This is a genomic window from Clostridium muellerianum, assembly GCF_012926525.1.
GTDB lineage: Bacteria > Bacillota > Clostridia > Clostridiales > Clostridiaceae > Clostridium_AM > Clostridium_AM muellerianum.
This window is the reverse complement of record NZ_JABBNI010000066.1, coordinates 61,863-88,760: the sequence shown is the minus strand read 5'-3', so window position 1 is coordinate 88,760 and position 26,898 is coordinate 61,863. Positions and strand designations below refer to the sequence as shown.

Genomic DNA, 26,898 nt, shown 5'->3' with positions numbered 1-26,898 from the left:
TAGTCCAATTTGCAAATATAATTATATAAAATGTTAAACTTAAAAATATGTATAAAGGCTTTAACATACTGGATTTTATAAGGTGGGTGTTTGGAATTGGAATTAAAAATTATACTCTACATATTGATAATATTTATTATTGTATTATTAGCTTTTTTATTAAAAAACAAAAATTTTTTTGTAACTATAATTTGTTCTTTACTTATATTGGAAATAATTGTTGCTCCAAAATTATGTATAGATGGGGCCGTATCTGGAGCACTACTTTTTTTCTACAAGGTATTTCCTTCCTTGTTTTCATTTTTAATAGTGTCAAATATAATAATGGCCTATGATGGTATATATATATATTCTAAAATTCTTGGCAATGCTTTATGTACACCATTAAAATTACCTAAAAGCTGCAGTTTTGTATTAATAATAAGTTTACTCTGTGGGTATCCTTTAGGTGCAAAATATGCTTGCGATTTATACGAAAAGAATATAATAAACTTAAATACTTGTGAACGCTTGTTAAATATAGCCTCTAATGCAAGCCCTTTATTTGTACTTGGTTCTGTAGGTATATCCATGCTAAAAGATTCTAAAATAGGCTACATACTATTACTGTCAAATGCTCTTTCATGTATTGCTATGGGTTTTCTTCTTCCTGCAAATATTTATAATAATAAAAATGGTTTTAAAGGAACTCACATTTATTCAGATTCAAACATCGGTAATGTGCTCAAATCAAGTATTGAAAATTCCATTAAAACCTGCCTGTCCATTGGTGGATTTGTTACACTTTTTTCTGTAGTAAATAACATTCTTAAAAATAATTACTTATTTAATAGTTTAGTATATAAAATTTCTTTGATGTTTAATATATCAAAAGATGTACTACAAGGTTTCCTTTTAGGAATAATAGAAATGACTAATGGATGCAATTTAGTTTCATCATCAAACTCATCCATGTTATTAAAAATAGCCTTGGTTAGCTTTCTTTTTACTTTTAGCGGTTTATCTATTATTTCACAAGTTTATTCATTTACTTATAAATTCAATATTTCTATGAAAAAGTATATTTATAAAAAAGTATTGCAAGGTATAAGTTGTTCTATAATAAGCGTAATCCTTTATAAATTTATGTATTTGAACGAATCAAAACAAAGTTTCAATATTGATTACACAACTACAGCTTCAGTTCAGCATACTTTTTTAATAGTACTAATTATTTTGACAATACTACCTTGGATTATTTTTAGAATAAAAAAATTATTTCATATCCCTTAATTCTTTAATATTTTGTCTTATAGACTCCGAATTTAAGTTAATGTGAGATTCTAAATCAACTATAAAATTCTGCATTTGTTTTTTTAAGTCTATAAGCATACGTTTGCTTTTATCTTCTATTTCATTATCCAATTGATTCAAAACTTCATCCGCATAATCTCTAGCTCCTAATCTTATAGATTTGGCGCTTCTTTCAGCAGAAACTATTATAGCTTCTGCTTTTGCATTTGCTCGTTTTGTTATATCATGATTTTCTACCTGTTTTCTTAAAAAATTAATATTTTCCCTTTTCAAATTTTCAGCTTCTTCAATGGCTTCACTTAATATTCTTTCCTTTTCTTCCACTATCCACTGAGCCTTTTTTAATTCATCTGGAAGGTAATTCATTATTTTTTCAATTATCTCCAAGGTTTCTTTCTTATGTACCATTACTTTTCCTGTCATAGGAACTTTTGCAGATGTTTCTATAATTTCATTAAGATATTCTAGTAATTTAATAACATCCATAACATCTTTTCCCCCTAAAGGCTTTTTATCTTACTAATTATATCTGGTATTATATTATCTGGCACTAATCCTTTAATACATCCTCCAAACATAGCTACCTGCTTAACTGATGAAGAACTCAAAAAAGAATTTCCTGAACTAGCCATCATAAATACTGTTTCTATATTGGGATCTAATTTGCTATTCATAAGGGACATCTGAAATTCATATTCAAAATCCGAAACTGCCCTAAGACCTTTTATTATTACCTTAGCATCTTTTTGCCTCATAAAATTAATTAGTAAGCCACTAAAACTCTCAACCTTTACATTTGGTATATATTTAATTACACTATTAATTAATTCTACTCTTTCTTCTACATTAAAAAGTCCCTTTTTCTCAGGATTTATTAGAACTCCAACTATTACTTCATCAAAAACTTTAGACGCCCTCTTTATTATATCTAAATGACCATTAGTTATAGGATCAAAACTCCCTGGATATACAGCTGTTTTCATAATAACTAATCCTCCTTGTATCTATAGAAACATACTGTGGTTAACCCATACTTTCTATGATCAACAAGAATTATATTATCTGTTCCTTCATATATTTCTTCCCTAGTATCAATTTTAGTTACTATAAGTCCTTCTTTATTCAGTAATCCTTCTTTTTCTATAATTTCTACTGCAGGTGGAATCATATCTTTCATATAAGGAGGATCTATAAAAATCAGGTCAAAAACTATCTTTTTTCTAGCAAGCTCCTCTAAAGCTTTATATGAATCCATATTAATACACTTACAAATTTCTTGGAATTTTAAATTTTCTACATTTTTAACTAAAAAAGAATATGTTTCAGGACTTCTATCAACTAAATAACATTGTTTAGCCCCTCTGCTTGCAGTCTCTAATCCTAAACTTCCTGTTCCAGAAAATACATCTAAAGCTACAGCACCATAAACCCTATTTTGAATTATGTTAAACATAGCTTCCTTTACTCTATCTAAAGTAGGTCTCGTAGTATCCATACCAATTGGTGACATGATTTTTCTTCCCTTAGCAAGACCTGCAATAATTCTCATAATTTTTCCTCCTTGTATTAACACGATGTTTAAAAGTTATATATTTTTCTATAATATTTTATCATATATACTTTCATTATACAAAATTTATTTCTATTACTAAAAATATAATACAACGTCCTAAAACACCTGGTATTTCTTAAATAATTACAAAGTGCAAAATTAGTTAAAACAGATGTACCTAGTAGTTTTACCAATTTTATCATAGATATCATTTTTAATATTTATATCTTTCTCATCTTTACTTTCTATAAGCCTCTTAGCTTCCATGTTTGCTAATTTTAATAAGTGTATATCCTGAACTACATCAGCTAGTATAAGATTATTTTCACCATGTTGCTTAAAACCAAATATTTCTCCTGCACCTCTAATTTTTAAATCCTGTTCAGCAATAAAAAACCCATCATTACTGCTTTTCATAATCTCCATTCTTTTTCTTATAATATCATTTTTTATATCTGATATTAGTATGCAATAAGATTTATGTTTTCCCCTTCCTACTCTTCCTCTTAATTGATGAAGTTGCGCCAATCCAAATCTTTCTGCATTTTCTATTATCATAAGAGTAGCATTAGGAACATTAATTCCAACTTCTATAACTGTAGTGGAAACTATAACCTTGATCTCCCCCTGCTTAAAATCATTCATTATTTTTTCCTTAACTTTTGGAGACATTTTACCATGAAGTATTTCCATACTTATACCTTTAAAGTATTTTTCATTTAATTCCTTATACAAATTTTCCACAGAACTCAACTTCAATTCTTCATTTTCCTCAACTAATGGACAAACTATATATACTTGCCTTCCTTTTTTCATTTCATCTAAAGCAAAATTATAAGCTTTATATTTGAAATCTTGTTTTATATATTGAGTTTCTATTTTTTGACGTCCTGGAGGTAGCTCATCAATAACCGATACATTTAAATCTCCATAAAGATAAAGGCTTAAAGTTCTAGGTATAGGTGTAGCTGTCATAACAAGAGTATCTACATTTAATCCTTTATTAGTTAGCTTACTCCTTTGCATAACTCCAAACCTATGCTGTTCATCTGTGACTACCATTCCTAAGTTTTGAAATTCCACATCATCCTCAATTAAAGCATGGGTACCTATTATTAAATCTACTTTTCCTTCTCTTAGCTTTTCCTTTATTTCCTGTTTATTTTTTTGTGTTGTACTTCCACAAAGCAATTCTATATTCACATTAAAATCTTCAAATAACTTTATTGCTTCAACATAATGCTGTACAGCTAATATTTCTGTAGGTGCCATCATTACAGCCTGATATCCATTTTTTATAACATTAAATATACATATTAATGCTACAATAGTTTTACCACTTCCCACATCTCCTTGAACTAACCTATTCATAGGGCATGATTTTTTCTCATCTAATAATATTTCTCTTACTACCCTATTTTGAGCTTTAGTTAAATCATAAGGCAATTTTTCCTTTAAAATTTTTAGTTCTTTAGATATAGAAAACGTTATTCCCTGTCTATTTTCATTAAAATAATTTTTAAGCATCAATATTTTCAATGAATATGTAAATAGTTCTTGAAATTTAAGTCTTTTTACAGACTCATCCAATTCAGCCAAATTTACAGGATTATGTATAACTCTTATAGCTTTATCTAATGTACATAATCTATATTTATTTATTATGTGCTCTGGAAGATTTTCTATTATATCAACATCACCTAGCACTGAGTTTATTAACTTACTTAACAAATTATTGGTTAATCCTGATTTTAATGGATACTTAGGTATTATCTTTTCTTCCCTTTTTTCATTTACCTGATGATTTTTTAACAGTGCAGGATTAACAATAAATATTTCTCCTCTAAATTCTTCTATTTTGCCCATTAATGTATATGTATTATTTATTCTAAAATTATTTTTTATATAGGGCTGATTAAACCATTTCCCTTTTAAAGTATTATTTCCATCATGAAAAACTATAGTTGTTATAGTTTTCCCTGTTTTTGTTTTCACATCTCTTTCAACTCTAAGCGTTTTGCAATTTATTATCACCTTATTGCTACTTTTTCCCTCTTTTAAATTTCCACAAGAAGATATACTTTCATAATCTCTTGGAAAATATAAAAGTAGATCCATAACGTTAAATATACCACACTTTCTTAAGTTGTCTGCTGTTTTGGGTCCAACTCCTTTTATGCTACTTATATCACTATATACATTCACAAAACCACCTGCTTTTACAATTCATACTTAGGCATATTCAAAAAAATAACTATTCAGTATGTTGGTATATTTTGCGTCAGCAGAACCCTTTGATAGAACAACTATCAGCGGAACCTGTTTCCTTATCAATCACAAAATATACTAACATCTTTGACTTGTTATTTTCTTTTATATAACTTATGGTAATTTCTATTTATAAATAAAAAAAGCCTAAAGGCTTTTTTTATTTAGTATTTCTTATTCCACAGATACAATAAAATAATATAATGGTTGATTTCCATCATAAAATTGTACATCTATATCTTTATACTTTTCTTCTAGCTTATTTAAAAATCCTTCTATTTTTTGTTTTTCACAATCTTTTCCATAAAACACAGTTATTAGCTCACTATCATCTTTCATCATTTTGGAAATAACTTTATCACAAGTCTCAAACATATCATTACCAGTTTCCTGTATTTTGCCTTCAACCAGGCCTAAAATATCTCCTTCTTTAATAACTTTTCCTTCTATTTCAGTATCCCTTACAGCATAAGTTACAGATCCTGTAATTACCTTAGCTATACTTTCTTCCATAACCTTCACATTTTCATCAAGATCTAATTCTTCATTAAATGATGTTATAGCTGTAATCCCTTGTGGTATAGTTTTAGTTCCTACCACTCTTACATTTTTACTAGAAAGCTCTGCTGCTTGATTAGCTGCCATAATTATATTTTTATTATTTGGAAATACTAAAACATTTTCTGAATTTATTTTATTTATACACTCCAATATATCTTGAGTACTTGGATTCATGGTTTGACCACCCTCTATAACGTAGTCTACACCTAAATCTTCAAATATATTTTTTATTCCTTCTCCCATAGCTACTGATACAAAAGCATATTTCTTTAATTCAATATTTTTATTTTCATCTTCCTGGTTAGTTTCTTTTCCTAAAGAAGCCTCACTATGTATATTTAATACATTTCTATGCTGCTGTCTCATATTATCAATTTTTATTTTTGAAAGTTCACCAAGCTTGATAGCTTCTGATAATACCTGCCCTGGATCATTGGTATGAATATGAACTTTCACCATATCTTCATCATTAACAACTACCATTGAATCTCCAATAGCTTGTATTTTATGTTTAAAATCATCTATTTGTGCATTCTCTACATTTATAAAAAACTCAGTACAATATCCAAATTTTATATCCTGTTCTCCTAAATTTTGAACTACTGATGAAATTTCAGTTTTTTTAACACAGTTGATTTCTACTGACTCCATATTATTCTTTATTACTTCATACATTCCTTGAAATATAATAAGAAGTCCCATGCCACCAGCATCTACTACTTTAGCCTTTTTTAGTACAGGAAGCATTTCTGGAGTTTTGTTCAATACTGATTTAGTATACTCACATACTTCTCCTAACATTACTGTTATATCATCACTTTGGCACTTAACAGCACTTTCTGCAGCTGCTCTTATAATAGTAAGTATTGTACCTTCTGTAGGTCTCATAACTGCCTTATAAGCAGACTTTGATCCTTCCATTAAGCTATCTGCAAATTCCTTACAGTTAACGTATTCTTTTTGTTCTAAAGATTTTGCTATTCCTCTAAATATTTGTGAAAGTATTACTCCCGAATTACCTCTTGCTCCCATAAGAGCACCTTTAGATAATTTTTTTACAATTTCACCTACCGGTTTATCTTTCATTCCTTGTATTTCTGATACAGCTGTTTTAAAAGTCATTGACATGTTTGTTCCTGTATCTCCATCCGGAACTGGAAAAACATTTAAAGAATTGACATATTCTTTATTTTCTTCCAAGGAGTTACTTGCGTTAACAACCATATTATAAAAACATTGTCCATCTATATTTAAGTGTTTCATTTATGAATTACCTCCCTAGACTCTGACACCTTGAACATTTACAGTAATACTTGATACTTTAAGACCTGTATAATTTTCCAAATTGTATTTTATTTTTTGAATTACATTGTTTGCTATAACAGATATCTTTGTTCCATATTCAACCATTATATATAATTCTATAAATAACTCGTTATCTTTTGAACGAACTTTTACACCCTTACTTAAGTTTTCACCTTTTATCAATTTCCAGAGTCCATCTTTAGCATTTCTAGATGCCATACCTACAACACCATAGCATTCCATAGTTGAAACACCTACTATGTTAGCAACAATTTCTTCTGAATAATTAATATACCCATTCTCGCTGGTGATATTACCTATCATAATAAAAATCCTCCCTACTTTAACATCATAAACATATTTTATATTAAATAATAAATTTATTCAAGAAGATATATTATTTAAAATCAGCATTTTGTTCATTAATTTTTATTATGTACTTGCGCAAGTAACCTATTCTATGGTAGAATTATAAATGTTTGAATTGAGGAGATGATTTCTTCACAATTTTTTAAGGAGGTGTTTTTAATGTCAAGAAAGTGCGAAATATGCGAAAAAGGCGTTGTATTTGGTGTTCAGTACAGCCACTCACACCGTCAATCTAAAAGATCATGGGCTCCAAACATAAGAAAAGTTAAGGCTGTAGTTAACGGAACTCCAAAAACTATTCATGTTTGTACAAGATGCCTTCGTTCTGGAAAGGTTCAACGTGCTATTTAATAAATAAAAAATGCAGTTGTTTTTACAATTGCATTTTTATTTATTTTGCTTCAAATTACTTTTTTTTCTTAAAAAATTTTACAATTGCAGATATAAACCCAGGAAGCTTTACAGTAATAAATTTCATAATATACTCCTCCTAAAAATTAATGAAAATCTATAAGATTAAATCCCAAGCAAATAAGTGCAGCCCCTACCACCATTATAAACCCCCAAAATGGGATAATAACAGAAATTATAATTCCCAACCCTATGGATACCAAAGCAATTCCTACCTTTTTTCTGAAGCTTTTATTACAACACATCTTCTTAGACATATTATTATCCCCCAAAATTATTCTATAATATTATATGATACAACATAATATAATGTTCCAAAAATGAGGATAATCTTATAATTTTACTTAAAAATCATTAGGAGAATATAAATCTGACTTTACTGGAATAATGTTAAAACCCACTCTCAAGCAGTATGCTTTAATAGCTTCAACATACCAATCGCTAGCCCTAGGATCAATTATTATTCCTTCTATAAATTTAAATGGATCTATTTTTAAATTTATATGTGTACAATTCTTATACTTTTTCCCTAAACATTTTTCATCATTTATTACAATTAGTCTAACTTCATTTTCATGTTTAAATGCTGATCGTTTTAATAATCCTTTTACAAATAATCTTTTACTGCCTCCAATATTTTTTAATTCAAATAATACTTTTCTTAAGTTATTATAGTATATAACTGGTGAAAGTATTCCAAATCTAATATCAGAAATAAGATTAAACTTTTCCGGAGAAGTTTTAATTAATATACCTTCTTTATTTGACGAATAAATTCTCCATAAAGCGTCAGAAATTCCTTCTAAACTCCAGCACTGTCCATATAAATCACTTTCTAATAAATTTTTATCTTCAATTTCATTTATTGGCAACTCCCATTTATCTTCCCAGGATTTAATATTTGTTAAATAGGTCTCTTTTTTTTCAACCATGCACATAAATTTTCCTAGACTCATATATCTATAAAGCTTTGTATTCTTTTTTATATTCTCATCAAAAATAAGACCATATTCATTCATTACTTATTTTTCCTTTCTACTTTTATGTCAATGCTACCAGTAACTTGCGAAGGTCTAAATAATATATTCATACTATTTAATATTCCCTTTTTTTCGCTTAATATTTTATAAGATTTAAAAATAAAAAAAGTTCACTAAAAACTGTGAACTTTTTAGATAAAACTTTTATTTAATTATATTTAGTCTTTACTGTAAAATAGCATTAAGTTTCCACTGGTAAAACTTATTTCAACTTCTCCTTCTAAAAATTCATTAGACACAGTTCTCGGATCCCCTATTTTTAAACAATAATTCTGAAGCTCATACTTAGCTCCTTTTATACTTAAATTTTCTACGCTTTCTCCATAACAATGAAGGGAAAATGTTTCACCCTTTTTACCTTTTATTTTTATAGGCTTATCTACTATTCGAATATAATTGTGCTCATCCCTTATATAAGCATTTACATTTAATTTCAAACATTTTAAAAGCATTCCTAAGCTGCCCATTAAATGATCTATTCTTGTGCCAGTGCAGCCTAGAAAAACAATTTCAGTTCCACCTAACTCCAATGCTTTATTTAGAACTAACTGTGTATCAGTGAAATCTTTATCTCTAGGATAAGTTTCTATGATGCATTTAGCGGATTTTTTAAAGAATTCTAAAACCTTACTATTTATGGAATCAAAATCTCCCATTAAATAATTAGGCACTAGGTTATATTTATATAGACAGTTTCCACCACTATCCGCGCAAATTAAAAAAGAACTTTCTTTTAACTCATTTTTTATTAATTCATAGGATGGTGCATCTCCTCCTGATACAATTACTACTTTCATTTACTTATCTCCCTTTAAAGCCTTTATGTTTTCCTGAATTTTTCCATCCTTAAAAACTGCAGATCCAGCTACTATTACATTAGCTCCACATTCTACTATACTTTTTATATTATCTGTTCCTACTCCACCATCTACTTCTATCAATAAGTTTTTATTAAGCTTATTACTTAATTCTCTTAAATTCTTTATTTTTTCAGAACAATAATTTATATATTTCTGACCTCCAAATCCTGGATTTACAGACATTATAAGTACCATATCTAAATTAGGTATTAAATACTTTATGCTTTCTACAGGAGTAGCTGGATTTAAAGCTATTCCTACTTTAGCCCCTAAACTTTTTATGTAGTTTACTGTTCTATCTATATGTCTATCAGCTTCGTAGTGTATAGTTATCATGTCTGCTCCTGCTTTTACAAAATCTTCTACATATCTAGCAGGTTCTTCAATCATTAAATGAACATCAAAAGTAAGTGATGTAATATTTCGTATACTTTTAATTATAGGTACTCCAAAAGATATATTAGGTACAAACATTCCATCCATTACATCTATATGTATCCAATCTGCACCATAAGTTTCTAGTGCTTTAACATCTTCACCTAATTTAGAAAAATCTGCTGATAATATTGATGGTGCTAACTTTATCATTTTGTATTTTCCTCCTTAATTTAAACAAAATAGTTACCATTGTTTATTTTTTCTCTCTATAATTTCTTCTAATGCTTTTATATAAAATTTATATCTCTTTTCATTTATTTCTTTTTGCTCCACAGCCTTCTTTACAGCGCAACCAGGTTCCTTATAATGAGAACATCCCGAAAACTTACACCCACCTATGTAAGAATCAAATTCAGGAAAACACTGTTGCAACTCTTCTTTAGAAATAAGCTCTATTTCTAAAGAAGAAAACCCTGGTGTATCTACCAAGAATCCATCTCCAATATCTATAAGCTCACTGTGCCTTGTAGTATGCTTACCACGTCGCAATCTTTCACTTATTTCTCCAGTAGCCATAACTTCTTTTCCCATTATTGCATTTAATATTGTAGATTTTCCAACTCCAGAAGGTCCACATAGAACTGTAACATTATCCTGCAGCTTTTCTCTTATTAAATCAATTCCATAACCTTCTTTAGCTTTTAAAAACATTGTTTCATATCCTGCGCTTTTAATCATTTCTACAATTTCGTTTGTTTTTTCTTGTAGTGCCAGGTCTAACTTGTTAAAACATACTATTACCTTTAAATTGTTATACTCACAATTAAGCAAAAACTTATTTAACAATTCCTCATTTATTTCAGGACTTTTTAATGCAAAAACCACTAATGCCTGAGTTACATTTGCCACAGAAGGTCTTATAAGCTTATTTATTCTAGGGCAGATTTTATTTATAACACCTTTTCCATTTTTAATTGCAATTTCTACCTTATCACCAACCATAGGGGTCAGTTCATTATGCCTGAACTTTCCCCTAGCCTTACATTCAACTATATCTTTATCTGTTTTTATATAATAAAATCCTGCTATTCCCTTTACTATAGTTCCTTCCATAAATCCTCCTATTGAATTAAGATTTACTGACTTTTATTATTACTATTCTTACCTGAATCTGATTTATTATTTGAGTTTCCACCATTACCTTTTCCTTGACTCCCACCAGTATCTACATTCCCACTTGGTTGATCTGTTGGCTGTTTTAATGGATCTGTTGGCTGTTTTGATGGATCTGTTACTGGCTGTTCCTTATATTTATAATAAGTCAAATTAATAGTCTTTCCAGCTCTTGCTGTATCTCCTCCTGAAACAGACTGACTTATTACTTTTCCATCCTGTGATTTATCTGATGTATCCACTGCTGATCTAGATACATTAAATCCTGCACTGGATATTATTCCAGATGCTTCATCAATGCTTTTTCCGTTTACATCTGGAACAGTTATATTTTTAACTTCTTGTCCTCTACTTACCACAAGATTTATTTTAGTATCTGCTGTTGCATCTGAATCTGGCTGTGGATCTTGACTTATTATATTTCCTTCAGGTACACTATCACTATATTTACGAGTTACATTTCCAAGCTTTAAGCCGCTTTTTTCTATAACGTCCTTTGCAGAATCTAAATCCATATTTATTAAGCTAGGTACTGCTAATTTATCTGGTCCATTGCTTATACTAACTCTTACTTCAGAATTTATCTTTACATTTGTTCCTGCCTCTGGATAAGTTCTAAGTACAGTTCCTTCTGGTTTATCACTTTTTTCTTTTCCAATAACAACAAACTTTAATTTTTTATCTTCAACAGCTTTTTTTGCATCTTCCTGTTTCATATCAACTATTTTAGGTACTGTAGTTTCTTTAGCTGACCCTTTACTTAAGGCAAAATATCCAGAAATTCCGCCTATAACTAAAACCAATATGGCTGCAGTAATAAAGGTTAATATCTTCCTTTTTTTAGGATCTAATCTTACTCTTCTTTTTTCACTGTCATCTTCATACTCATCATCATATTTTTTACGATCACCATATTTGTTTTTGTCATATTTATCTTTATCATCTACTACCACAGCATCCATTACCCTAGTCATATCTTCATCAAAATCACTAGTTGATATATTAAATTCCTGATTATTTTCTATTTTTCTAAGATCAGTAAGCATATCTTTTATTGTTTGATATCTTTTAATAGGCTCTTTTTCCACAGCTTTTAATATGAGCTTATTTAAACTATCGGGTATATTTTCATTTAACTGCTTTGGTGGAACCACTGGTTCTTGTATATGTTTTAATGCTACAGACACTGGACTGTCTGCATCATAAGGTACTCTTCCTGTACACATTTCATAAATAACTATACCTAAGGAATATATATCAGTTCTACAATCCACAAAACTTCCTCTAGCCTGTTCTGGAGAAAAATAATGAGCTGATCCCATAACTTTACTAGAATTAGTTATTGTAACTGAATTAGACGCTTTTGCTATACCAAAATCTGTTACCTTTACTAATCCTTCATTAGTAACTAATATATTCTGTGGCTTTATATCCCTATGTATAATATTATTTCTGTGTGCACAATCTAAAGCTCTAGCTATTTGAATAGCTAAACTTGCAGTTTTGGATGTAGGAATTTTACCTTGCTCACGAATTATTTGTTTTAAGGTTTTACCGTTTATATATTCCATTACTATATAATTTATGTCACCTTGTGTACCTACATCATAAATATTTACTATATTGTTATCTGAAAGACTTGCTACTGCTGTTGCTTCTCTTTTAAATTTCTCCACAAATTCTTTATCATTAGAATATTGATCCTTTAATATTTTCACTGCTACATAACGATTTAGTAAGTGACATTTAGCCTTATAAACTAACGCCATACCTCCCTCACCTATTTTTTCTAATAATTCATATCTATTACCTAGCATGGTTCCTATCATCTTCACACTCTCCTTCAAATACAATAACTGATATGTTATCTCTTCCACCCTTTAACTTACTAAGTTCTATTAACTGCTTACATGCTCCCTGATTATTATTACCCATTATTATATCATACATTTCATTCAAATTTACTCCATTAGATAATCCATCAGTACACAAAATTATTTTTAATGCATCAGATAAATCCACATCAAAAATATCTATATCTACATTTATATTCGTGCCTAATGCTCTTGTTATTATATTTTTATTAGGATGACTTACCGCTTCTTCCTCAGTAATACTTCCTTCATCCACTAATTGCTGAACTAATGAATGATCTTTAGTTATTTTAACTATTCCGCCATATCTCATAATGTAACAACTACTATCTCCCACATTAGCTACTATCATATTATTTTCTTTAACTAAACAGGCAGTTATAGTTGTCCCCATTCCATTAAGCTCATCTTTGCTTTTAGATAAACTAAAAATTTTTTCATTAGCTAACTTTATACCTGATGTCAATGTTTCCTTCATACTTTCTGTATCAATAAAACTAATAAACGATTTTATATAATCAATAGTAGTGTCTACTGCCAATTTACTAGCAACTTCTCCAGCATTATGTCCTCCCATTCCGTCGGCAATAACATAAATATCAAAATTTTCACTTTGATAAAATCCCACTGAGTCTTCATTAATTTTCCTAACGTTACCTACATCTGACAACATCCCTACCATTCTTTTACACCTCTTTTAAATAATTTTTAGATTTTAAATAGCTCCTTCTTAACTGTCCACATGCAGCATTAATATCTGAACCCATTTCTCTTCTAATAGTAGTTTCTATACCTTTTTCAATTAAAATGTTAGAGAAGTTTTTAATATTATTTGTAGAGGATTTTTCAAAATTATTCTCCCTTACCTTATTTACAGGTATAAGATTTACATGACACAAAATACCCTTTAAAAGTTTAGCCAATTCTTCTGCCGATTGAGCACTATCATTAACATCATTTACTAAAGCATATTCAAAGGTAATTCTCCTATTTGTTTTATTTATATAATATTTGCAAGCTTCTATAATTTCACTTATAGAATACTTATTTGCTATAGGCATCATAGTTTTCCTAAGTTTATCATTAGGGGCATGAAGCGATATTGCTAAGGTTATTTGATAATTTTTATCCGCTAATTCTCTAATTTTAGGAACTATTCCACAAGTTGAAAGAGTTATATGCCTTTGACCTATATTAAGAGAATACTCAGCATTTACTAAACTTAAAAATTTTATTACATTATCATAGTTGTCTAAAGGTTCTCCACTTCCCATTAAAACTATGTTTGATATTCTTTCCCCTATTTGCTCCTGTGCTTTTAAAATTTGAGCTAATATTTCTCCACTGCTTAAATTCCTAACCATACCATCTACAGTAGATGCACAAAATTTGCACCCCATTCTGCAACCGATTTGAGTAGAAACACATATAGAATTTCCATGTTTATATTTCATTACTACTGTTTCTATTATATTTCCGTCCTCATATTCATAAAGAAATTTATATGTATCTTCATCTTTCGACTTGTAAACTTCTATAATTTCTGGTATATCTATCGAAAAAGATTTAGCAAGTTTTTCTTTTGTGTTTTTAGGTAAATTATCCATGTCTCTAAAATTCCACTGATTACTTTTATATATCCAATGGAATACTTGTTTAGCCCTGAATTCACTCTCTCCATTATCTTTCATCCATTGTTTTAACTCTTCAAGACTTAAATTTAAAATATTATCCACTTATTACACCTACCTACGTCTTATCATTTTTGCAATAAAGAATCCATCCATATACTTGTTTGGCAATATAGTCATATAACCTTCCTTGTCATATATTATATTATCTAATTTTCCATAATATATTGGTTCTATCTGAAAATCTGGTCTCTTTTTCACAAACCATTTTATATTTTCTTCATTTTCTTCTTTATTTAAAGTACAAGTAGCATAAATAAGTTTTCCACCTTCTTTAACATATTTAGCAGCGTTAAGCATAATTTTTCTTTGAATTTTTATGAGACTTTTTAATGACTCTTCACTTTTATTCCACTTAATTTCTGGCTTTTTTCTTATAATACCAAGCCCAGAACAAGGCACATCAATTAATACTCTGTCCCCTTTTTCCTCATAAATATTCATATAATTACAAGCATCCAAGCTAGTGCACTTTATATTAGTTATACCAAGCCTATTAGCATTTTCCTTTATTAGAGGTAACTTATTTTCATGAATATCAAAAGCAAATATTTTCCCACTGTTATTTATAATTTCTGCTATATGACAAGTTTTACCTCCTGGTGCACTGCACAAATCCAAAACAGTCATATTTTCCTGTAATTCCATAGATGGCGCTACCATCATGGCACTCTCATCTTGAACCGTAATTAACCCGTCTTTAAAAAGAGGATTATTCTCTATATTCTTACCTTTGTTTATTATAATAGCTTCTGGACATATTCTTCCTTCTTCTATATCATATCCATTTTCTAATAGTTTTTCCCAAGCTTCTTCATAATTGGTTTTTAGATTATTTACTCTAACTGTAACTTTTGGAACTTCATTTAGTCCCTGTAATATGTTTTTAGTTTGTTCTTTTCCATATTGATTATTAAATAAGTTAACCATCCATTTAGGAAAAGAATACTCAAAACATAATTTTTCTATATTATTGCTTTTTTTATAGTAATCTATATTGCTATTTCTAAGATAATTTCTTAATACCCCATTCACAAGTCTTGCTGATTTTACAGCTCTTCTTTTAGCTAATTCCACTGCTTCATTAACTACTGCAAATTCTGGTATCTTATCTAAATATCTTATTTGATAAATAGATATTCTAAGTATATTTAGAATATCTATATCCAACTTTTTAAGTCCACTTTTTATATAGTAACTTAATATAATATCTATTGTATCTTTATATTTTAAAGTTCCATATACTATTTCTGTTGTTAAAGCCTTATCTTTATTATTCATACTAGACTTATTTAATTCTTTTCCTAAAACTATATTGGAATATGAATCCTCACAAAACACTTCTTTAAGTATTTTAACTGCTGTTTTTCTAGCACTATCCATTATTTTACCTCTGTTTCAATTATTTTAATCTTCTCTTCTACTAATAAGTATTAATCTTATCAGGTTTGATATTGCTGTTATAGCCGCAGCTACATAAGTCATAGCTGCTGCACTTAACACAGCTTTGGCACCTTTTAATTCCTCACTATAAAGTATGCCTTTTCTTTCTAATATTCTAAGCGCCCTGCCAGAAGCATCAAATTCTACAGGAAGTGTTATAAGTTGAAAGATAACTACTGCTGTAAATAATAATATTCCTATATTAATTAATGGTTTTATACCAAGTGCAAATCCTGCAAAAAATAATAGCCAGGAAATACTTGAACTAAAATTTACTACAGGAACTATAGAATTTCTAAGTACTAATGGTGCATAATGTTCCTTATGTTGAAAAGCATGACCTGTTTCATGAGCTGCAACTCCAATAGAAGCTACAGAGTTTCCATAAAAGACTTCTTCCGAAAGTCTCATCGTTCTTCTAGTTGGGTCATAATGATCTGTAAGCTTTCCTGGAATAACTTCTACTGGTACGTCATACAATCCATTGCTATCAAGGAGCATTCTTGCAACTTGTGAACCTGTATATCCATTACGATTTCCAAACCTTGAATATTTATCAAAAGTAGAAGAAACTCTAAATTGGGCTACTGCTGCTATTATTAACGCTGGAATTAATATAATAATACTACTATCAAAAAACATAGCTACACTCCTTTTCTTAGTTGCTTGTATAACCGCTCTGCATACTACTCGAGCAACTTATTTTCCTAATATAATACCTTTATTTATCTTATGTCCCTTTATATATTCACTAACTCTCATAGGCTTTCCACCCGAAAACTGTATAGTTGTTAAAAGTATGGAACCATCTTTGCACGCAACCTTTATTCCTTCATTACATACGTCTATTATATATCCAGGGTCATAATTACCATTTTCATTTAGTATACTTGCTTCATAAACTTTCATATTTTCCCCTTCATATTGAGTATATGCAACGGGCCAAGGATTTAATCCTCTAATTAAATTTTTTACAGCTGTACTGCTTAAATTCCAATCTATTTTAGCCATATTCTTGTTTAACATCGATGCATAATCAGTTGTTGAATCTCCTTGTTTTTGCCTTTTTATAGTTCCATTTTCAACGCCTTCTAGTGTTTTTGCCAAAAGATCTGATCCATCTTCTGCTAAAATGTCATGAAGATCTCCTGCTGTCATATTTTCCGTAATTTGAACATTACTTTTTAAAAGCATATCTCCAGTATCTAACCCAACATCCATAAACATAGTGGTATTTCCACTTTCTTTTTCTCCATTTATTATAGCCCAATTTATAGGTGCTGCTCCTCGATATTTAGGAAGAATAGATGCATGTAAATTTATACATCCCATCTTAGGTATTTCTAATACTTCCTTGGTAAGTATTTGCCCATAAGCCACTACAACAATAAAGTCTGGATTCATATCCTTCAAATTTTTCAAAACTTCACTGTCATTTTTTAACTTTTCTGGCTGATATACAGGTATATCATGTTGCAGCGCTATTTCTTTTACAGCTGACATACCTAATTTTTTTCCTCTTCCCTTAGGCCTGTCTGGTTGAGTAAAAACAGCTATTACATTAAATTTCTCAATAAGTTTTTTTAATGAGGGAACAGCAAAATCTGGTGTTCCCATAAAAACTATATCCATAATTTTAATTTTCTCCTTCTGTATTTATAATTTTATCCACAAACAATATTCCTTCTAAATGATCTATCTCATGACATAATGCTCTTGCTAGTAATTCTTCTCCTTCTACTATAATTTCTTCTCCTTTTTCATTTAGAGCCTTAACTTTTACTTTATAAGGTCTTTCTACTTTTCCCTGCTGACCAGGTACACTTAGACATCCCTCTTCGTCTATATAACTACCTTCTGTAGATATAATTTCAGGATTTATAAGTTTTAATATTCCTTGGCCTACATCTATTACTACAACTCTTTTTAGTATACCTACTTGTGGAGCTGCAAGTCCTACACCATCGGCATCATACATAGTTTCCGCCATATCATCTAATAATGTCAAAATTCTTTCGTTTATATTCTCTATTTTTTTACTCTTCTTTCTTAATAATTCATCACCGTATTTTCTAATATTTCTTAAAGCCATTATTTTACCTCCTAATTTTTAGCACAAACTTTATTTATGTAGTTATAATAAACTATTAGGGTTTACATCAATGCTTACCCTTATATCATTATAAACACTTTTTAGTAAATCATAAACTGATTTTCTTATTTTTTCACTAAATTCCTTTTCTATATTACCCTTTAATATTATTTGCCATCTATAAAATTCTTTAATTTTAGAAATTTCACAAGGACAAGGTCCTAACATTTTAATTGTATCATTTTTTTCTAGTATATTTCTTAAAAATATAGCAACATTTTGTATATTTTTTATTAATACATTTTCATTTTTACTACTCATATTAATAAGAAATAAATCGACAAAAGGCGGATATTCCATAAGTCTTCTTACGCTTATTTCCTCTTCATAAAAACTTTTATAGTCATTATTTGACGCGTATATTATGCTGTAGTTTTCCGGATTATAAGTTTGAACAATAACTTCTCCATTTTTCTCTCCTCGTCCAGCTCTTCCTGAAACCTGTGTAATAAGCTGAAAGGTTCTCTCATTAGATCTAAAATCAGGTAAATTTAAAGACAAATCTGCTGCAATTATTCCTACTAAAGTAACACCTTTAAAATCTAATCCTTTTGCTACCATTTGAGTTCCTATAAGTATATCAGCCTTGCCTTCTTTAAATGTATTATATATTTTTTCATAGGAATTTTTTCGTCTAGTAGTATCAAAATCCATTCTTAAAGTTCTTGCTTCTGGAAAACATTTTTTTATCTCCTGCTCTATTTTTTCAGTACCAACTCCAAAATACTTCACATACTTGCTTCCACATTCAGGGCATACGCTGGATACCTTTTCACTATTCCCACAATAATGACATACAAGTTTCCTTTCCTCTTTATGGTAAGTAAGCGATATATCACAATTATTACATTTAAATACATAACCACATTTTCTACATGAAACAAAGGTTGAAAATCCTCTTCTGTTTAAGAAAAGTATTATTTGTTCTCTTTTTTCTAATCTTTCCACTATAGCTTCATAAAGCCTTTTACTAAAAATAGATCTATTATTGTTCATTAATTCCTGTCTCATATCCACAATTTCGACTTTAGGCATAACAGCATTATCCGCTCTATTTTTTATTGTTATAAGTTCAATATCTTTATTTTTACATCTATAATAAGTTTCTATAGATGGTGTAGCTGATCCCAAAATTAATTTACAATTATCTATTCTGCATTTCATTTCTCCAATTTCTCTTGCATTGTACTTAGGATTACTATCAGACTTATAGCTTCCTTCGTGTTCTTCATCTATAACTATAATTCCTAAATTGCTGAATGGAAGAAATATTGCAGATCTAGCTCCTATAGCAACCTTAACTTTTCCTTCCTTTACCCTAAGCCATTCATCATATCTTTCACCTTTTGATAATTTACTGTGAAAAACACTTATATCTTTTCCAAATCTACCTTTAAATCTTTCAACCATTTGAGGTGTTAAGGCTATTTCAGGCACTAGTATTATAGATTCCTTATTTTTATCCATCATACTGCTCACTAAATGCATATATATCTCAGTTTTACCGCTGCCTGTAACTCCATGTATTAAAAACACTTTTTTTTCAGAATTTAGTATATTATCTACTGCTTTTTGTTGTTCTATATTTAAAACCTTTTTTGAATATTTTTCATACTGCCTTGTATTATACCTATTTATTATATTTTCTCTTTCGCTTAAAAAATTATGTTTTATCATTGTATTAATAGAGGATAACGAGACATTAAAATTTTTAGACAAAGCATTTTTATTATAAAACCCTTGATTTTTTTTTACTATGGAATATATAGTTAAATAAGGTTCCTTTTCAAACTTACCATTTAATTCTGCTTCACCTGTATATATCTGTATTTCTGTTTTATTTTTCATTCCATCAGAAATACCTGCTGGGATAAAAACTTTTATACATTCTAAATAAGTAGACAAATACTTACTTTTCATTTCTTTAATAAGCATTACATCATTTCTAGTAAACAAAGTAAATTCATCACATATTGCACATATTTCCTTAACCCTGCCATTACCAATATACTCACCATAAAGTTCCATTACGAATCCATCTATTTTTTTATTTCCCATACCAAATGGAACCTTTACTCTAATCCCAATGTCTATTTTACTTTTTAACGCTTCTGGAATTTTATAAGTAAAAATTTTATCTACTTGTATTGAACTATTATTAACTACTATACCTGCATAATTGTACACTTAATCACCCTTTGTTCACAATACTAAATAGGAGAGGCATTTCCTTACAAAACCGTAAGTTTCAGCCCCTCCCAAATTTATTTTTTATTTATTAAATCAAATAATTCCTTTGCAACCTGCTTCTTTGACATCTTTTCCAAATCAATTCTTCTTCCGTCTCTGCATAAAATAGTTACCTTATTATTATCAGAAGCAAAACCTGTATCTGAAGCCGTAATATCATTGGCAACAATATAGTCTAAATTTTTAGCTTCAAGCTTTTTTTGAGCATTTTTCATTAAATCATTACTTTCTGCTGCAAATCCTACAAGTATTTGTTTTTTCTTTAAGGCTCCTAATTTTTTAAGTATATCACTATCTTTAATAAGTGTTAAATCAAATTGATCTTGAGTCTTTTTTATTTTCTTTTCAGAGTAATTTTTAGGTTTATAATCTGCTACCGCTGCTGCCTTTATAACTATATGTTGTTTTTCAAAATTATCCATAACTTGATTTAACATTTCTTCATTGGTTTTAACATGAATTACATTTACTCCGGCAGGAGCTTTAATATAAGTATCTCCAGATATTAATGTTACATCTGCACCTCTATCTCTAGCTTCTTCTGCTATAGCATATCCCATTTTTCCTGAAGACCTATTAGTTATGTATCTAACTGGATCCATTGATGCTATAGTAGGACCTGCTGTTACTAAAACCTTTCTTCCTTCTAAATCCTTTATATCATATAACATACTTTGCACAAACTCTGATATAAACTCTGTGTCTGCAAGTTTACCTTCTCCTTCATCACCGCAAGCTAATCTTCCTACCTCTGGATATATAAACTTATATCCAAATTTAATAAGTTTGCACATATTATCCTGCACTATAGGATTGTTATACATATTAGTATTCATTGCAGGAGCAAAAACTACCGGCGCTTTTGTAGCCATAATAGTAGTTGATAATAAATCATCTGCTATTCCACTAGCAACTTTTCCTATTATATTGGCTGTAGCAGGTACTATAAGCATTAAATCTGCTTTTTTTGCAAGAGAAATATGCTGTATTTCCCAAGCTTTTGGCTCTGAAAACATATCTAAACTAACCACATTTTGACTTAGAGTTTGAAAACTTAAGGGAGTTACAAACTCTAAAGCTGATTTAGTCATAATTACATGTATTTCAAAATTTTTTTTCTTTAATTTGCTTATTACATCTAAAGCCTTATAGGCTGCAATACCACCTGTTACCCCTACAACTATGCTTTTTTTGTTATTCATTTTTTACTTAATACCTTCTTTAACTGTTGCATAAGTAATTGCTTGTTGACTAATTTCATTTATAGCTATAGTAACAGGTTTTGTTGAAGTAATTCTTACTAGAGGTTCTGCACCTTCAATTAACTGTCTTGCCCTTTTAGCTGTTATAGTAACCAATGTATATCTATTGTCTACTGTTTTTAATAAATCTACTATTGATGGATTAATCATAGAGTTGCTCATGAATAATACCCTCCTTTGAATCTAATATATTTTCTTTTACTCTATCTACTCTACATCTTTCTGCTGTAATTATACTTTCTATTTTTTTAACTGCTTCTTTTACAGTATCATTAACTACAGCATAATTGTATTTAGAAACATAATTTATTTCTTTATATGCAGCTTTAAATCTTGTCATTAAAGATTCGTTAGTTTCGCTTCCTCTATTTATAATTCTTTTTTTCAATTCTTCCATAGATGGAGGAAGTATAAAAATAAAAACTCCTTCAGGATAACTTTCTTTTACCCTCAAAGCACCTTGAATATCTATTTCTAGCACTACATCTTTACCATTATCTATAGCAGCTAAAACGTTAGATTTGGGAGTTCCGTAATAATTTCCATAAACCTCCGCGTATTCAAGAAAGTCCTTACTGTCTATTTTATTTTTGAATTCTTCTTTATTTAAAAAATAATAATTTACGCCATCCACTTCTCCAGCTCTTGGATTTCTAGTAGTTGCAGATACAGAAAGCCAAAAATCATTTTTTTCTAATAAAGCTTTACATATCGTTCCCTTACCGGTTCCTGATGGACCCGATATTACTACTAATAGCCCCTTTTCCTTCATTATTCCTCTACCTCGTTAACTTCATCATCATCCTCTTTTGAAGCTAACCTATGTGCTACAGTCTCTGGTTGAACTGCTGAAAGTATTACATGATCACTATCTGTAATTATAACAGCTCTTGTTCTTCTACCATAAGTAGCATCTATAAGCATTCCCCTATCTCTAGCTTCCTGTATTATTCTCTTTATAGGTGCAGATTCTGGACTAACTATAGCTACTAATCTATTTGCTGAAACTATATTTCCAAAACCTATATTTATCAATTTTATACTCATATGTTTCCTCCTAAATTTTACTCTATGTTTTGAATTTGTTCTCTTATTTTTTCAATTTCATTTTTTATATTTAATACATAATTAGCAATATCTAAATCATTTGACTTTGACGCAATAGTATTTGCTTCTCTGTTCATTTCTTGAACAATAAAATCTAATTTTCTTCCTACAGGTTCATCTAAATTCAAGGTATCTTTTACTTGAATTAGATGACTATTTAATCTCACAATTTCTTCATCTAAGCAAGCTTTATCTGCAAACAAAGCAATTTCCATTGCAAGCCTATTTTCATCCACTGTATAATCCTGCATTAATTCACTTAATCTATTATTAAGCTTTTGCTTATACTCTATTACTACTTGTGGTGATCTTTTCTCTATTTTATCCAATAGAGATTTAATATAGTCACACTTTATAAATATATTTTGTTGTAGTTTTATGCCTTCTTTTTCTCTCATAGAAACAAGCGTATTTACTGCTTCCTCTAATAGATCTTTAAGTTTCTCCCATAATATTTCTAAATCTTCTTCTTCCTGCTTTAAAGCTATTATTTCAGGAAACTTTGCAATAAGTGAAACAGATAATTTTTCTTCTATATTATATCTTTCCTTTATTTTATTTAAACATTGTACATAGCTATCTGCTAATGCCTCATTTAGTACGGCATTTACGCCTTGCTTTTCATAATTATTTTGTGTGATAAAAACATCAATTTTACCTCTGTTAACCTTTTGTTTAATGAGTTTTCTCATTCTATCTTCAAGGGCTATAAAAGCTTTAGGCATTTTAATATTTAAATCAAAGTACCTATGATTAACAGTCTTTATCTCAACTGTAAATCTTCCACCTTCTTCATCAGTGCTTCCCCTTCCGAAACCAGTCATACTTTTTATCATATTTTTCATCCTTCCGTATTTACCTTACCAATCAATACTAATTATACATAAATATTAATAATAATTTCAAGATAAATTTACAATTACTAATGTTATAAAGGTTTAAAATACATTCATAAGAATTATACCACAAAATATAAGGTATAAACACATTTAATGAAATATTGAAAATTTATTTTAAATTAGTAACTCGTTATACTTTAAAGCCTGTGAATTTAAATCCACAGGCTTATTTTATCATATATTAATATACCAACTTTTATAATATAATGCAAATCAACCCACCATTACCTTCATTGATGATTTTTTGAAGTGTTTTTTGTATTTTTATTTGAACATCTTCAGGCATCTTGTACAATTTATTTTGGAGCCCTTCCTTAACTAATATTTCTAGTGACTTTCCAAACATATTGCTTTGCCATATCTTTGATGGATCGCTTTCAAATTGTTCTAGTAATGATTTAATCATTTGCTCACTTTCTCTTTCCGTTCCTATTATAGGAGAAACTTCTGTTTCAATATCTGCTCTTATAAAGTGTAGTGAAGGTGCACTGGCCTTCAGTTTAACTCCTGATCTATTTCCTTGTTTTACTATTTCTGGCTCCTCCAATTTCATTTCTGAAAGTTGTGGAGCAACTAAACCGTAACCCGTTTCTCTAACATCTCTTAAAGCATCTGATATTTTATCATACTCAGTTTTTGCCTCATGCATCTCCTGTACCGCTCTCAAAAGATCACTTTCTCCAATTATTTCATTACCACAAACTTCACTTAATATTCTATAAAACAAGTCTTCCTTAGGATTTATAGTTACTCTTGAAGTACCTTCTCCCATATTAATTTCATTTACATCTGATCTACCTATAAATTCTACATCCTTCAATCCGTCCATAGACCTATTTATATCTCTAACCTTATATATGTTCTTGCACATATCCTTTACAACATTAATAAAATCTACTTTAAGCCAATGATTTGAATCTAATTTTTCAATCCATTCAGGCATGTCAATATTTATTTCCTTGATTGGAAATTCCCTCAATATTCTTTGGAATATGTTAGTTATGTCTTCCTGTTTCATATTAAGTACATCCATCGTCTGAACAGGTACATCATATTTTTCTTCTAAGCTCTTTTTAATAGTTATAGTATCTGGATCATATGGCTTCTCAGAATTAAGTACAATTATAAAAGGTTTATTTATAGACTTAAGTTCATTTACCACTCTTTCCTCTGCTTCTACATAATCATCTCTATTTATGCCTGTAATAGATCCATCAGTTGTTACTAATAAACCTATGGTAGAATGTTCATTTATAACCTTCTTAGTACCTATTTCAGCTGCTTCTTCAAAAGGTATTTCATAATCATACCAAGGTGTAGTAACCATTTTTGCTTCTTCACCTTCCATATAACCAAGTGCACTTTTTACAATATATCCAACACAGTCCACCATTCTAACTTTAAACTTAGTATTTTCATCTAAATTTATTTCTACAGCTTCATTTGGCACAAACTTTGGTTCCGTAGTATGAATAGACTTTCCTGATGAACTCTGAGGTAGTTCATCTTTAGCTCTTTCCTTCTTATAGGAATTTTCTATGTTAGGCAATACCATAAGTTCCATAAATCTTTTTATAAATGTTGATTTTCCAGTTCTAACAGGGCCCACCACTCCTACATATATATCTCCCTGGGTTCTTTCTGCTATATCTTTGTATATATCAAAATTTTCCAAAATATACCCCCCAATATTCTAATATTAACAATATATATATATTAAAATATTAGGTAAGTTATTACTAAATATAAAAATATTGCGACGCAATATTTTTCAGAGGACAATTGACAAAGGACAATGAAGGATGATTTTTGAACGCTCGTTTTCCTAAAGCAAAACATTGCTGATTTATATAAATTTAAAGCTTCTTTTGCATTAGCAAAAGAAGCTTTAAAATACATTAGTTTTCTAACGTAAGAAAGAAAACTTACCTTCATTGTCCTCTGTCCTCTATCAATTGTCCTCTAAAAAATACTTTGCATTTTTTATTTTAGGAATATTAAATATAACTACTAATAAACTTCATCCTTCTTATCTCTAGTCATTAATTCATAAACTCCATACTTAACATCTTTATCTTGAAAAAGCACCTTGTATAAAGTATCTGTTATAGGCATTGATATTGATAACTTTTCTTTCAAATCATAAAATGCTCTACAAGCTTTTACACCTTCTACAACCATTCCTATTTGCTCAGCAGCTTCCCCAGCTGTAGCTCCTTTGCCTATAAGTATGCCTGCTCTTCTATTTCTACTATGCATACTGGTACAAGTAACTATAAGATCTCCTATTCCCGTAAGTCCAGAGAATGTTTCTCTTTTTCCACCTAATGCTAAACCAATTCTTGTTATTTCACTCATACCTCTTGTCATAAGCGCTGCTTTTGTATTATCTCCATATCCAACACCATCAGATATACCTGCAGCTAGTGCTATAATATTTTTAACAGCTCCACCTATTTCAACACCAATTAAATCTTCATTTGTGTAAACTCTAAACTTATTTGTCATAAATAAATCCTGTACTTTTCCTGCAAACTCCATATCTTCTGAAGCTGCTACTACAGTAGTTGGTATATCCTGTGCTACTTCTTCAGCATGGCTTGGTCCAGACAAAACGACTACAGGATTTAATGGTAATTCCTCTTTTATAACCTGTGAAAGCCTCTTTCCACTTTCTTCTTCAATTCCTTTAGCTATGCTTATTACTATTTGATCCTTATTAATAAACTTTGCTGCTTCTCTTGATATAGTTCTTACCACATGGGAAGGAACTGAAATAACTACATAATCGCTATCTTTTATTACTTCTTCCATATTTTCTGAGGCCCTTACCCCAACCGGAATAACTGAGCCATGCAAATATCTTATATTTTCTTTTTTTACATTGATATCATCTACTACACTTTTGTTTCTGTCCCAAACCTTAACTTCCGTTCCTTTTTTAGCTAACATTATAGACAAAGCTGTTCCAAAACTTCCCCCACCTAAAAAAGCAACTTTAAAACTCATT

Annotated in this window: 28 protein-coding genes; 2 read left to right on the top strand and 26 right to left on the bottom strand. The window is 29.5% G+C overall.

Annotated elements, in window-relative coordinates:
- The first annotated feature begins 96 nt into the window (after window positions 1–96).
- Window positions 97–1,272 carry a sporulation integral membrane protein YlbJ gene (gene ylbJ / locus HBE96_RS24020; RefSeq protein WP_169300246.1) on the top strand — a complete coding sequence of 392 codons (1,176 nt, stop codon included), beginning with the start codon at window positions 97–99 and terminating at the stop codon, window positions 1,270–1,272.
- On the opposite strand, the gene HBE96_RS24015 is transcribed toward ylbJ, so the two are convergent.
- From HBE96_RS24015 to HBE96_RS23990, 6 genes are all read right to left on the bottom strand, one after another.
- Entirely contained in the window at window positions 1,255–1,779 is a 525-nt protein-coding gene (locus HBE96_RS24015; RefSeq protein ID WP_169300245.1) for an ATPase, read from the bottom strand. The genes ylbJ and HBE96_RS24015 overlap by 18 nt on opposite strands.
- Window positions 1,780–1,793: 14 nt before the next feature.
- Window positions 1,794–2,276 carry a pantetheine-phosphate adenylyltransferase gene (gene coaD / locus HBE96_RS24010; protein WP_169300244.1) on the bottom strand — a complete coding sequence of 161 codons (483 nt, stop codon included), beginning with the start codon at window positions 2,274–2,276 and terminating at the stop codon, window positions 1,794–1,796.
- 5 nt (window positions 2,277–2,281) lie between these two features.
- Window positions 2,282–2,842, bottom strand: coding sequence for a 16S rRNA (guanine(966)-N(2))-methyltransferase RsmD (gene rsmD, locus HBE96_RS24005; RefSeq protein ID WP_169300243.1), 561 nt, complete (start codon window positions 2,840–2,842; stop codon window positions 2,282–2,284).
- Window positions 2,843–3,004: 162 nt separating this feature from the next.
- Window positions 3,005–5,050, bottom strand: coding sequence for an ATP-dependent DNA helicase RecG (recG, locus tag HBE96_RS24000; protein ID WP_169300242.1), 2,046 nt, complete (start codon window positions 5,048–5,050; stop codon window positions 3,005–3,007).
- A gap of 237 nt (window positions 5,051–5,287) precedes the next feature.
- Complete coding sequence (locus HBE96_RS23995) at window positions 5,288–6,937, bottom strand: DAK2 domain-containing protein (RefSeq protein ID WP_169300241.1); 1,650 nt, start codon at window positions 6,935–6,937, stop codon at window positions 5,288–5,290.
- A gap of 15 nt (window positions 6,938–6,952) precedes the next feature.
- Entirely contained in the window at window positions 6,953–7,303 is a 351-nt protein-coding gene (locus tag HBE96_RS23990) for an Asp23/Gls24 family envelope stress response protein (RefSeq protein ID WP_169300240.1), read from the bottom strand.
- A 204-nt stretch (window positions 7,304–7,507) separates the two neighbouring features.
- Between HBE96_RS23990 and rpmB the strand changes: the two genes are divergently transcribed.
- Complete coding sequence (gene rpmB / locus HBE96_RS23985) at window positions 7,508–7,699, top strand: 50S ribosomal protein L28 (protein ID WP_169300239.1); 192 nt, start codon at window positions 7,508–7,510, stop codon at window positions 7,697–7,699.
- 146 nt (window positions 7,700–7,845) lie between these two features.
- Here the strand turns inward: rpmB and HBE96_RS23980 are convergent, their stop codons facing one another.
- The 20 genes from HBE96_RS23980 to HBE96_RS23885 form a co-directional block, all read right to left on the bottom strand.
- On the bottom strand, window positions 7,846–8,016 hold the full coding sequence (locus tag HBE96_RS23980; protein WP_169300238.1) for a hypothetical protein: 171 nt from the start codon (window positions 8,014–8,016) through the stop codon (window positions 7,846–7,848).
- Between the two features lie 87 nt (window positions 8,017–8,103).
- Window positions 8,104–8,778: a DUF2971 domain-containing protein gene (locus HBE96_RS23975; protein ID WP_169300237.1), complete on the bottom strand. Its 675-nt coding sequence runs from the start codon at window positions 8,776–8,778 to the stop codon at window positions 8,104–8,106.
- A 179-nt stretch (window positions 8,779–8,957) separates the two neighbouring features.
- Window positions 8,958–9,596 carry a thiamine diphosphokinase gene (locus HBE96_RS23970; protein ID WP_169300236.1) on the bottom strand — a complete coding sequence of 213 codons (639 nt, stop codon included), beginning with the start codon at window positions 9,594–9,596 and terminating at the stop codon, window positions 8,958–8,960.
- Window positions 9,597–10,247, bottom strand: a complete 651-nt coding sequence (gene rpe, locus HBE96_RS23965) for a ribulose-phosphate 3-epimerase (RefSeq protein WP_169300235.1) — start codon at window positions 10,245–10,247, stop codon at window positions 9,597–9,599.
- A 33-nt stretch (window positions 10,248–10,280) separates the two neighbouring features.
- A complete protein-coding gene (rsgA, locus tag HBE96_RS23960) occupies window positions 10,281–11,150 on the bottom strand; it encodes a ribosome small subunit-dependent GTPase A (RefSeq protein ID WP_169300234.1) in 870 nt (289 codons plus the stop codon).
- A gap of 23 nt (window positions 11,151–11,173) precedes the next feature.
- A complete protein-coding gene (gene pknB, locus HBE96_RS23955) occupies window positions 11,174–13,039 on the bottom strand; it encodes a Stk1 family PASTA domain-containing Ser/Thr kinase (protein WP_169300233.1) in 1,866 nt (621 codons plus the stop codon).
- The gene (locus tag HBE96_RS23950) at window positions 13,017–13,766 is read right to left on the bottom strand and encodes a Stp1/IreP family PP2C-type Ser/Thr phosphatase (RefSeq protein ID WP_169300232.1); all 750 of its coding nucleotides are present in this window, start codon (window positions 13,764–13,766) and stop codon (window positions 13,017–13,019) included. Before HBE96_RS23950 ends, pknB begins: the two co-directional genes overlap by 23 nt.
- A 4-nt stretch (window positions 13,767–13,770) precedes the next feature.
- Complete coding sequence (gene rlmN, locus HBE96_RS23945) at window positions 13,771–14,820, bottom strand: dual-specificity RNA methyltransferase RlmN (protein WP_169300231.1); 1,050 nt, start codon at window positions 14,818–14,820, stop codon at window positions 13,771–13,773.
- A 9-nt stretch (window positions 14,821–14,829) separates the two neighbouring features.
- The gene (gene rsmB / locus HBE96_RS23940) at window positions 14,830–16,158 is read right to left on the bottom strand and encodes a 16S rRNA (cytosine(967)-C(5))-methyltransferase RsmB (RefSeq protein WP_169300230.1); all 1,329 of its coding nucleotides are present in this window, start codon (window positions 16,156–16,158) and stop codon (window positions 14,830–14,832) included.
- Between the two features lie 24 nt (window positions 16,159–16,182).
- Complete coding sequence (locus tag HBE96_RS23935; protein WP_169300229.1) at window positions 16,183–16,860, bottom strand: zinc metallopeptidase; 678 nt, start codon at window positions 16,858–16,860, stop codon at window positions 16,183–16,185.
- A 57-nt stretch (window positions 16,861–16,917) separates the two neighbouring features.
- Window positions 16,918–17,850, bottom strand: coding sequence for a methionyl-tRNA formyltransferase (gene fmt / locus HBE96_RS23930; protein WP_169300228.1), 933 nt, complete (start codon window positions 17,848–17,850; stop codon window positions 16,918–16,920).
- Between the two features lie 4 nt (window positions 17,851–17,854).
- Window positions 17,855–18,310 carry a peptide deformylase gene (gene def, locus HBE96_RS23925; protein WP_169300227.1) on the bottom strand — a complete coding sequence of 152 codons (456 nt, stop codon included), beginning with the start codon at window positions 18,308–18,310 and terminating at the stop codon, window positions 17,855–17,857.
- A gap of 42 nt (window positions 18,311–18,352) precedes the next feature.
- Window positions 18,353–20,557, bottom strand: a complete 2,205-nt coding sequence (gene priA / locus HBE96_RS23920) for a primosomal protein N' (protein ID WP_169300226.1) — start codon at window positions 20,555–20,557, stop codon at window positions 18,353–18,355.
- Window positions 20,558–20,634: 77 nt separating this feature from the next.
- The gene (gene coaBC, locus HBE96_RS23915; RefSeq protein WP_169300225.1) at window positions 20,635–21,822 is read right to left on the bottom strand and encodes a bifunctional phosphopantothenoylcysteine decarboxylase/phosphopantothenate--cysteine ligase CoaBC; all 1,188 of its coding nucleotides are present in this window, start codon (window positions 21,820–21,822) and stop codon (window positions 20,635–20,637) included.
- 3 nt (window positions 21,823–21,825) lie between these two features.
- Window positions 21,826–22,044 (bottom strand): DNA-directed RNA polymerase subunit omega, encoded by a 219-nt coding sequence (rpoZ, locus tag HBE96_RS23910; protein ID WP_169300224.1) that lies wholly within the window; start codon window positions 22,042–22,044, stop codon window positions 21,826–21,828.
- Entirely contained in the window at window positions 22,025–22,654 is a 630-nt protein-coding gene (gmk, locus tag HBE96_RS23905) for a guanylate kinase (protein WP_169300223.1), read from the bottom strand. The genes rpoZ and gmk overlap by 20 nt, the downstream gene beginning before the upstream one ends.
- Complete coding sequence (gene remA / locus HBE96_RS23900) at window positions 22,654–22,929, bottom strand: extracellular matrix/biofilm regulator RemA (protein ID WP_169300222.1); 276 nt, start codon at window positions 22,927–22,929, stop codon at window positions 22,654–22,656. Before remA ends, gmk begins: the two co-directional genes overlap by 1 nt.
- A 17-nt stretch (window positions 22,930–22,946) precedes the next feature.
- Complete coding sequence (locus HBE96_RS23895) at window positions 22,947–23,825, bottom strand: YicC/YloC family endoribonuclease (RefSeq protein WP_169300221.1); 879 nt, start codon at window positions 23,823–23,825, stop codon at window positions 22,947–22,949.
- Between the two features lie 259 nt (window positions 23,826–24,084).
- Window positions 24,085–25,563 carry a stage IV sporulation protein A gene (gene spoIVA, locus HBE96_RS23890; RefSeq protein WP_169300220.1) on the bottom strand — a complete coding sequence of 493 codons (1,479 nt, stop codon included), beginning with the start codon at window positions 25,561–25,563 and terminating at the stop codon, window positions 24,085–24,087.
- A gap of 335 nt (window positions 25,564–25,898) precedes the next feature.
- The gene (locus tag HBE96_RS23885) at window positions 25,899–26,897 is read right to left on the bottom strand and encodes an NAD(P)H-dependent glycerol-3-phosphate dehydrogenase (protein WP_169300219.1); all 999 of its coding nucleotides are present in this window, start codon (window positions 26,895–26,897) and stop codon (window positions 25,899–25,901) included.
- Between the last annotated feature and the right edge of the window lies 1 nt (window position 26,898).

Bases quoted from the DNA above. Each gene is read 5' to 3' on its own strand.
- HBE96_RS24015 (WP_169300245.1), bottom strand. From the start codon at position 1,779: ATGGATGTTATTAAATTACTAGAATATCTTAATGAAATTATAGAAACA.
- coaD (WP_169300244.1), bottom strand. From the start codon at position 2,276: ATGAAAACAGCTGTATATCCAGGGAGTTTTGATCCTATAACTAATGGT.
- rsmD (WP_169300243.1), bottom strand. From the start codon at position 2,842: ATGAGAATTATTGCAGGTCTTGCTAAGGGAAGAAAAATCATGTCACCA.
- HBE96_RS23995 (WP_169300241.1), bottom strand. From the start codon at position 6,937: ATGAAACACTTAAATATAGATGGACAATGTTTTTATAATATGGTTGTT.
- HBE96_RS23990 (WP_169300240.1), bottom strand. From the start codon at position 7,303: ATGATAGGTAATATCACCAGCGAGAATGGGTATATTAATTATTCAGAA.
- rpmB (WP_169300239.1), top strand. From the start codon at position 7,508: ATGTCAAGAAAGTGCGAAATATGCGAAAAAGGCGTTGTATTTGGTGTT.
- HBE96_RS23980 (WP_169300238.1), bottom strand. From the start codon at position 8,016: ATGTCTAAGAAGATGTGTTGTAATAAAAGCTTCAGAAAAAAGGTAGGA.
- HBE96_RS23975 (WP_169300237.1), bottom strand. From the start codon at position 8,778: ATGAATGAATATGGTCTTATTTTTGATGAGAATATAAAAAAGAATACA.
- HBE96_RS23970 (WP_169300236.1), bottom strand. From the start codon at position 9,596: ATGAAAGTAGTAATTGTATCAGGAGGAGATGCACCATCCTATGAATTA.
- rpe (WP_169300235.1), bottom strand. From the start codon at position 10,247: ATGATAAAGTTAGCACCATCAATATTATCAGCAGATTTTTCTAAATTA.
- rsgA (WP_169300234.1), bottom strand. From the start codon at position 11,150: ATGGAAGGAACTATAGTAAAGGGAATAGCAGGATTTTATTATATAAAA.
- pknB (WP_169300233.1), bottom strand. From the start codon at position 13,039: ATGATAGGAACCATGCTAGGTAATAGATATGAATTATTAGAAAAAATA.
- HBE96_RS23950 (WP_169300232.1), bottom strand. From the start codon at position 13,766: ATGGTAGGGATGTTGTCAGATGTAGGTAACGTTAGGAAAATTAATGAA.
- rsmB (WP_169300230.1), bottom strand. From the start codon at position 16,158: ATGGATAGTGCTAGAAAAACAGCAGTTAAAATACTTAAAGAAGTGTTT.
- HBE96_RS23935 (WP_169300229.1), bottom strand. From the start codon at position 16,860: ATGTTTTTTGATAGTAGTATTATTATATTAATTCCAGCGTTAATAATA.
- fmt (WP_169300228.1), bottom strand. From the start codon at position 17,850: ATGGATATAGTTTTTATGGGAACACCAGATTTTGCTGTTCCCTCATTA.
- def (WP_169300227.1), bottom strand. From the start codon at position 18,310: ATGGCTTTAAGAAATATTAGAAAATACGGTGATGAATTATTAAGAAAG.
- coaBC (WP_169300225.1), bottom strand. From the start codon at position 21,822: ATGAATAACAAAAAAAGCATAGTTGTAGGGGTAACAGGTGGTATTGCA.
- rpoZ (WP_169300224.1), bottom strand. From the start codon at position 22,044: ATGAGCAACTCTATGATTAATCCATCAATAGTAGATTTATTAAAAACA.
- gmk (WP_169300223.1), bottom strand. From the start codon at position 22,654: ATGAAGGAAAAGGGGCTATTAGTAGTAATATCGGGTCCATCAGGAACC.
- remA (WP_169300222.1), bottom strand. From the start codon at position 22,929: ATGAGTATAAAATTGATAAATATAGGTTTTGGAAATATAGTTTCAGCA.
- HBE96_RS23895 (WP_169300221.1), bottom strand. From the start codon at position 23,825: ATGATAAAAAGTATGACTGGTTTCGGAAGGGGAAGCACTGATGAAGAA.
- HBE96_RS23885 (WP_169300219.1), bottom strand. From the start codon at position 26,897: ATGAGTTTTAAAGTTGCTTTTTTAGGTGGGGGAAGTTTTGGAACAGCT.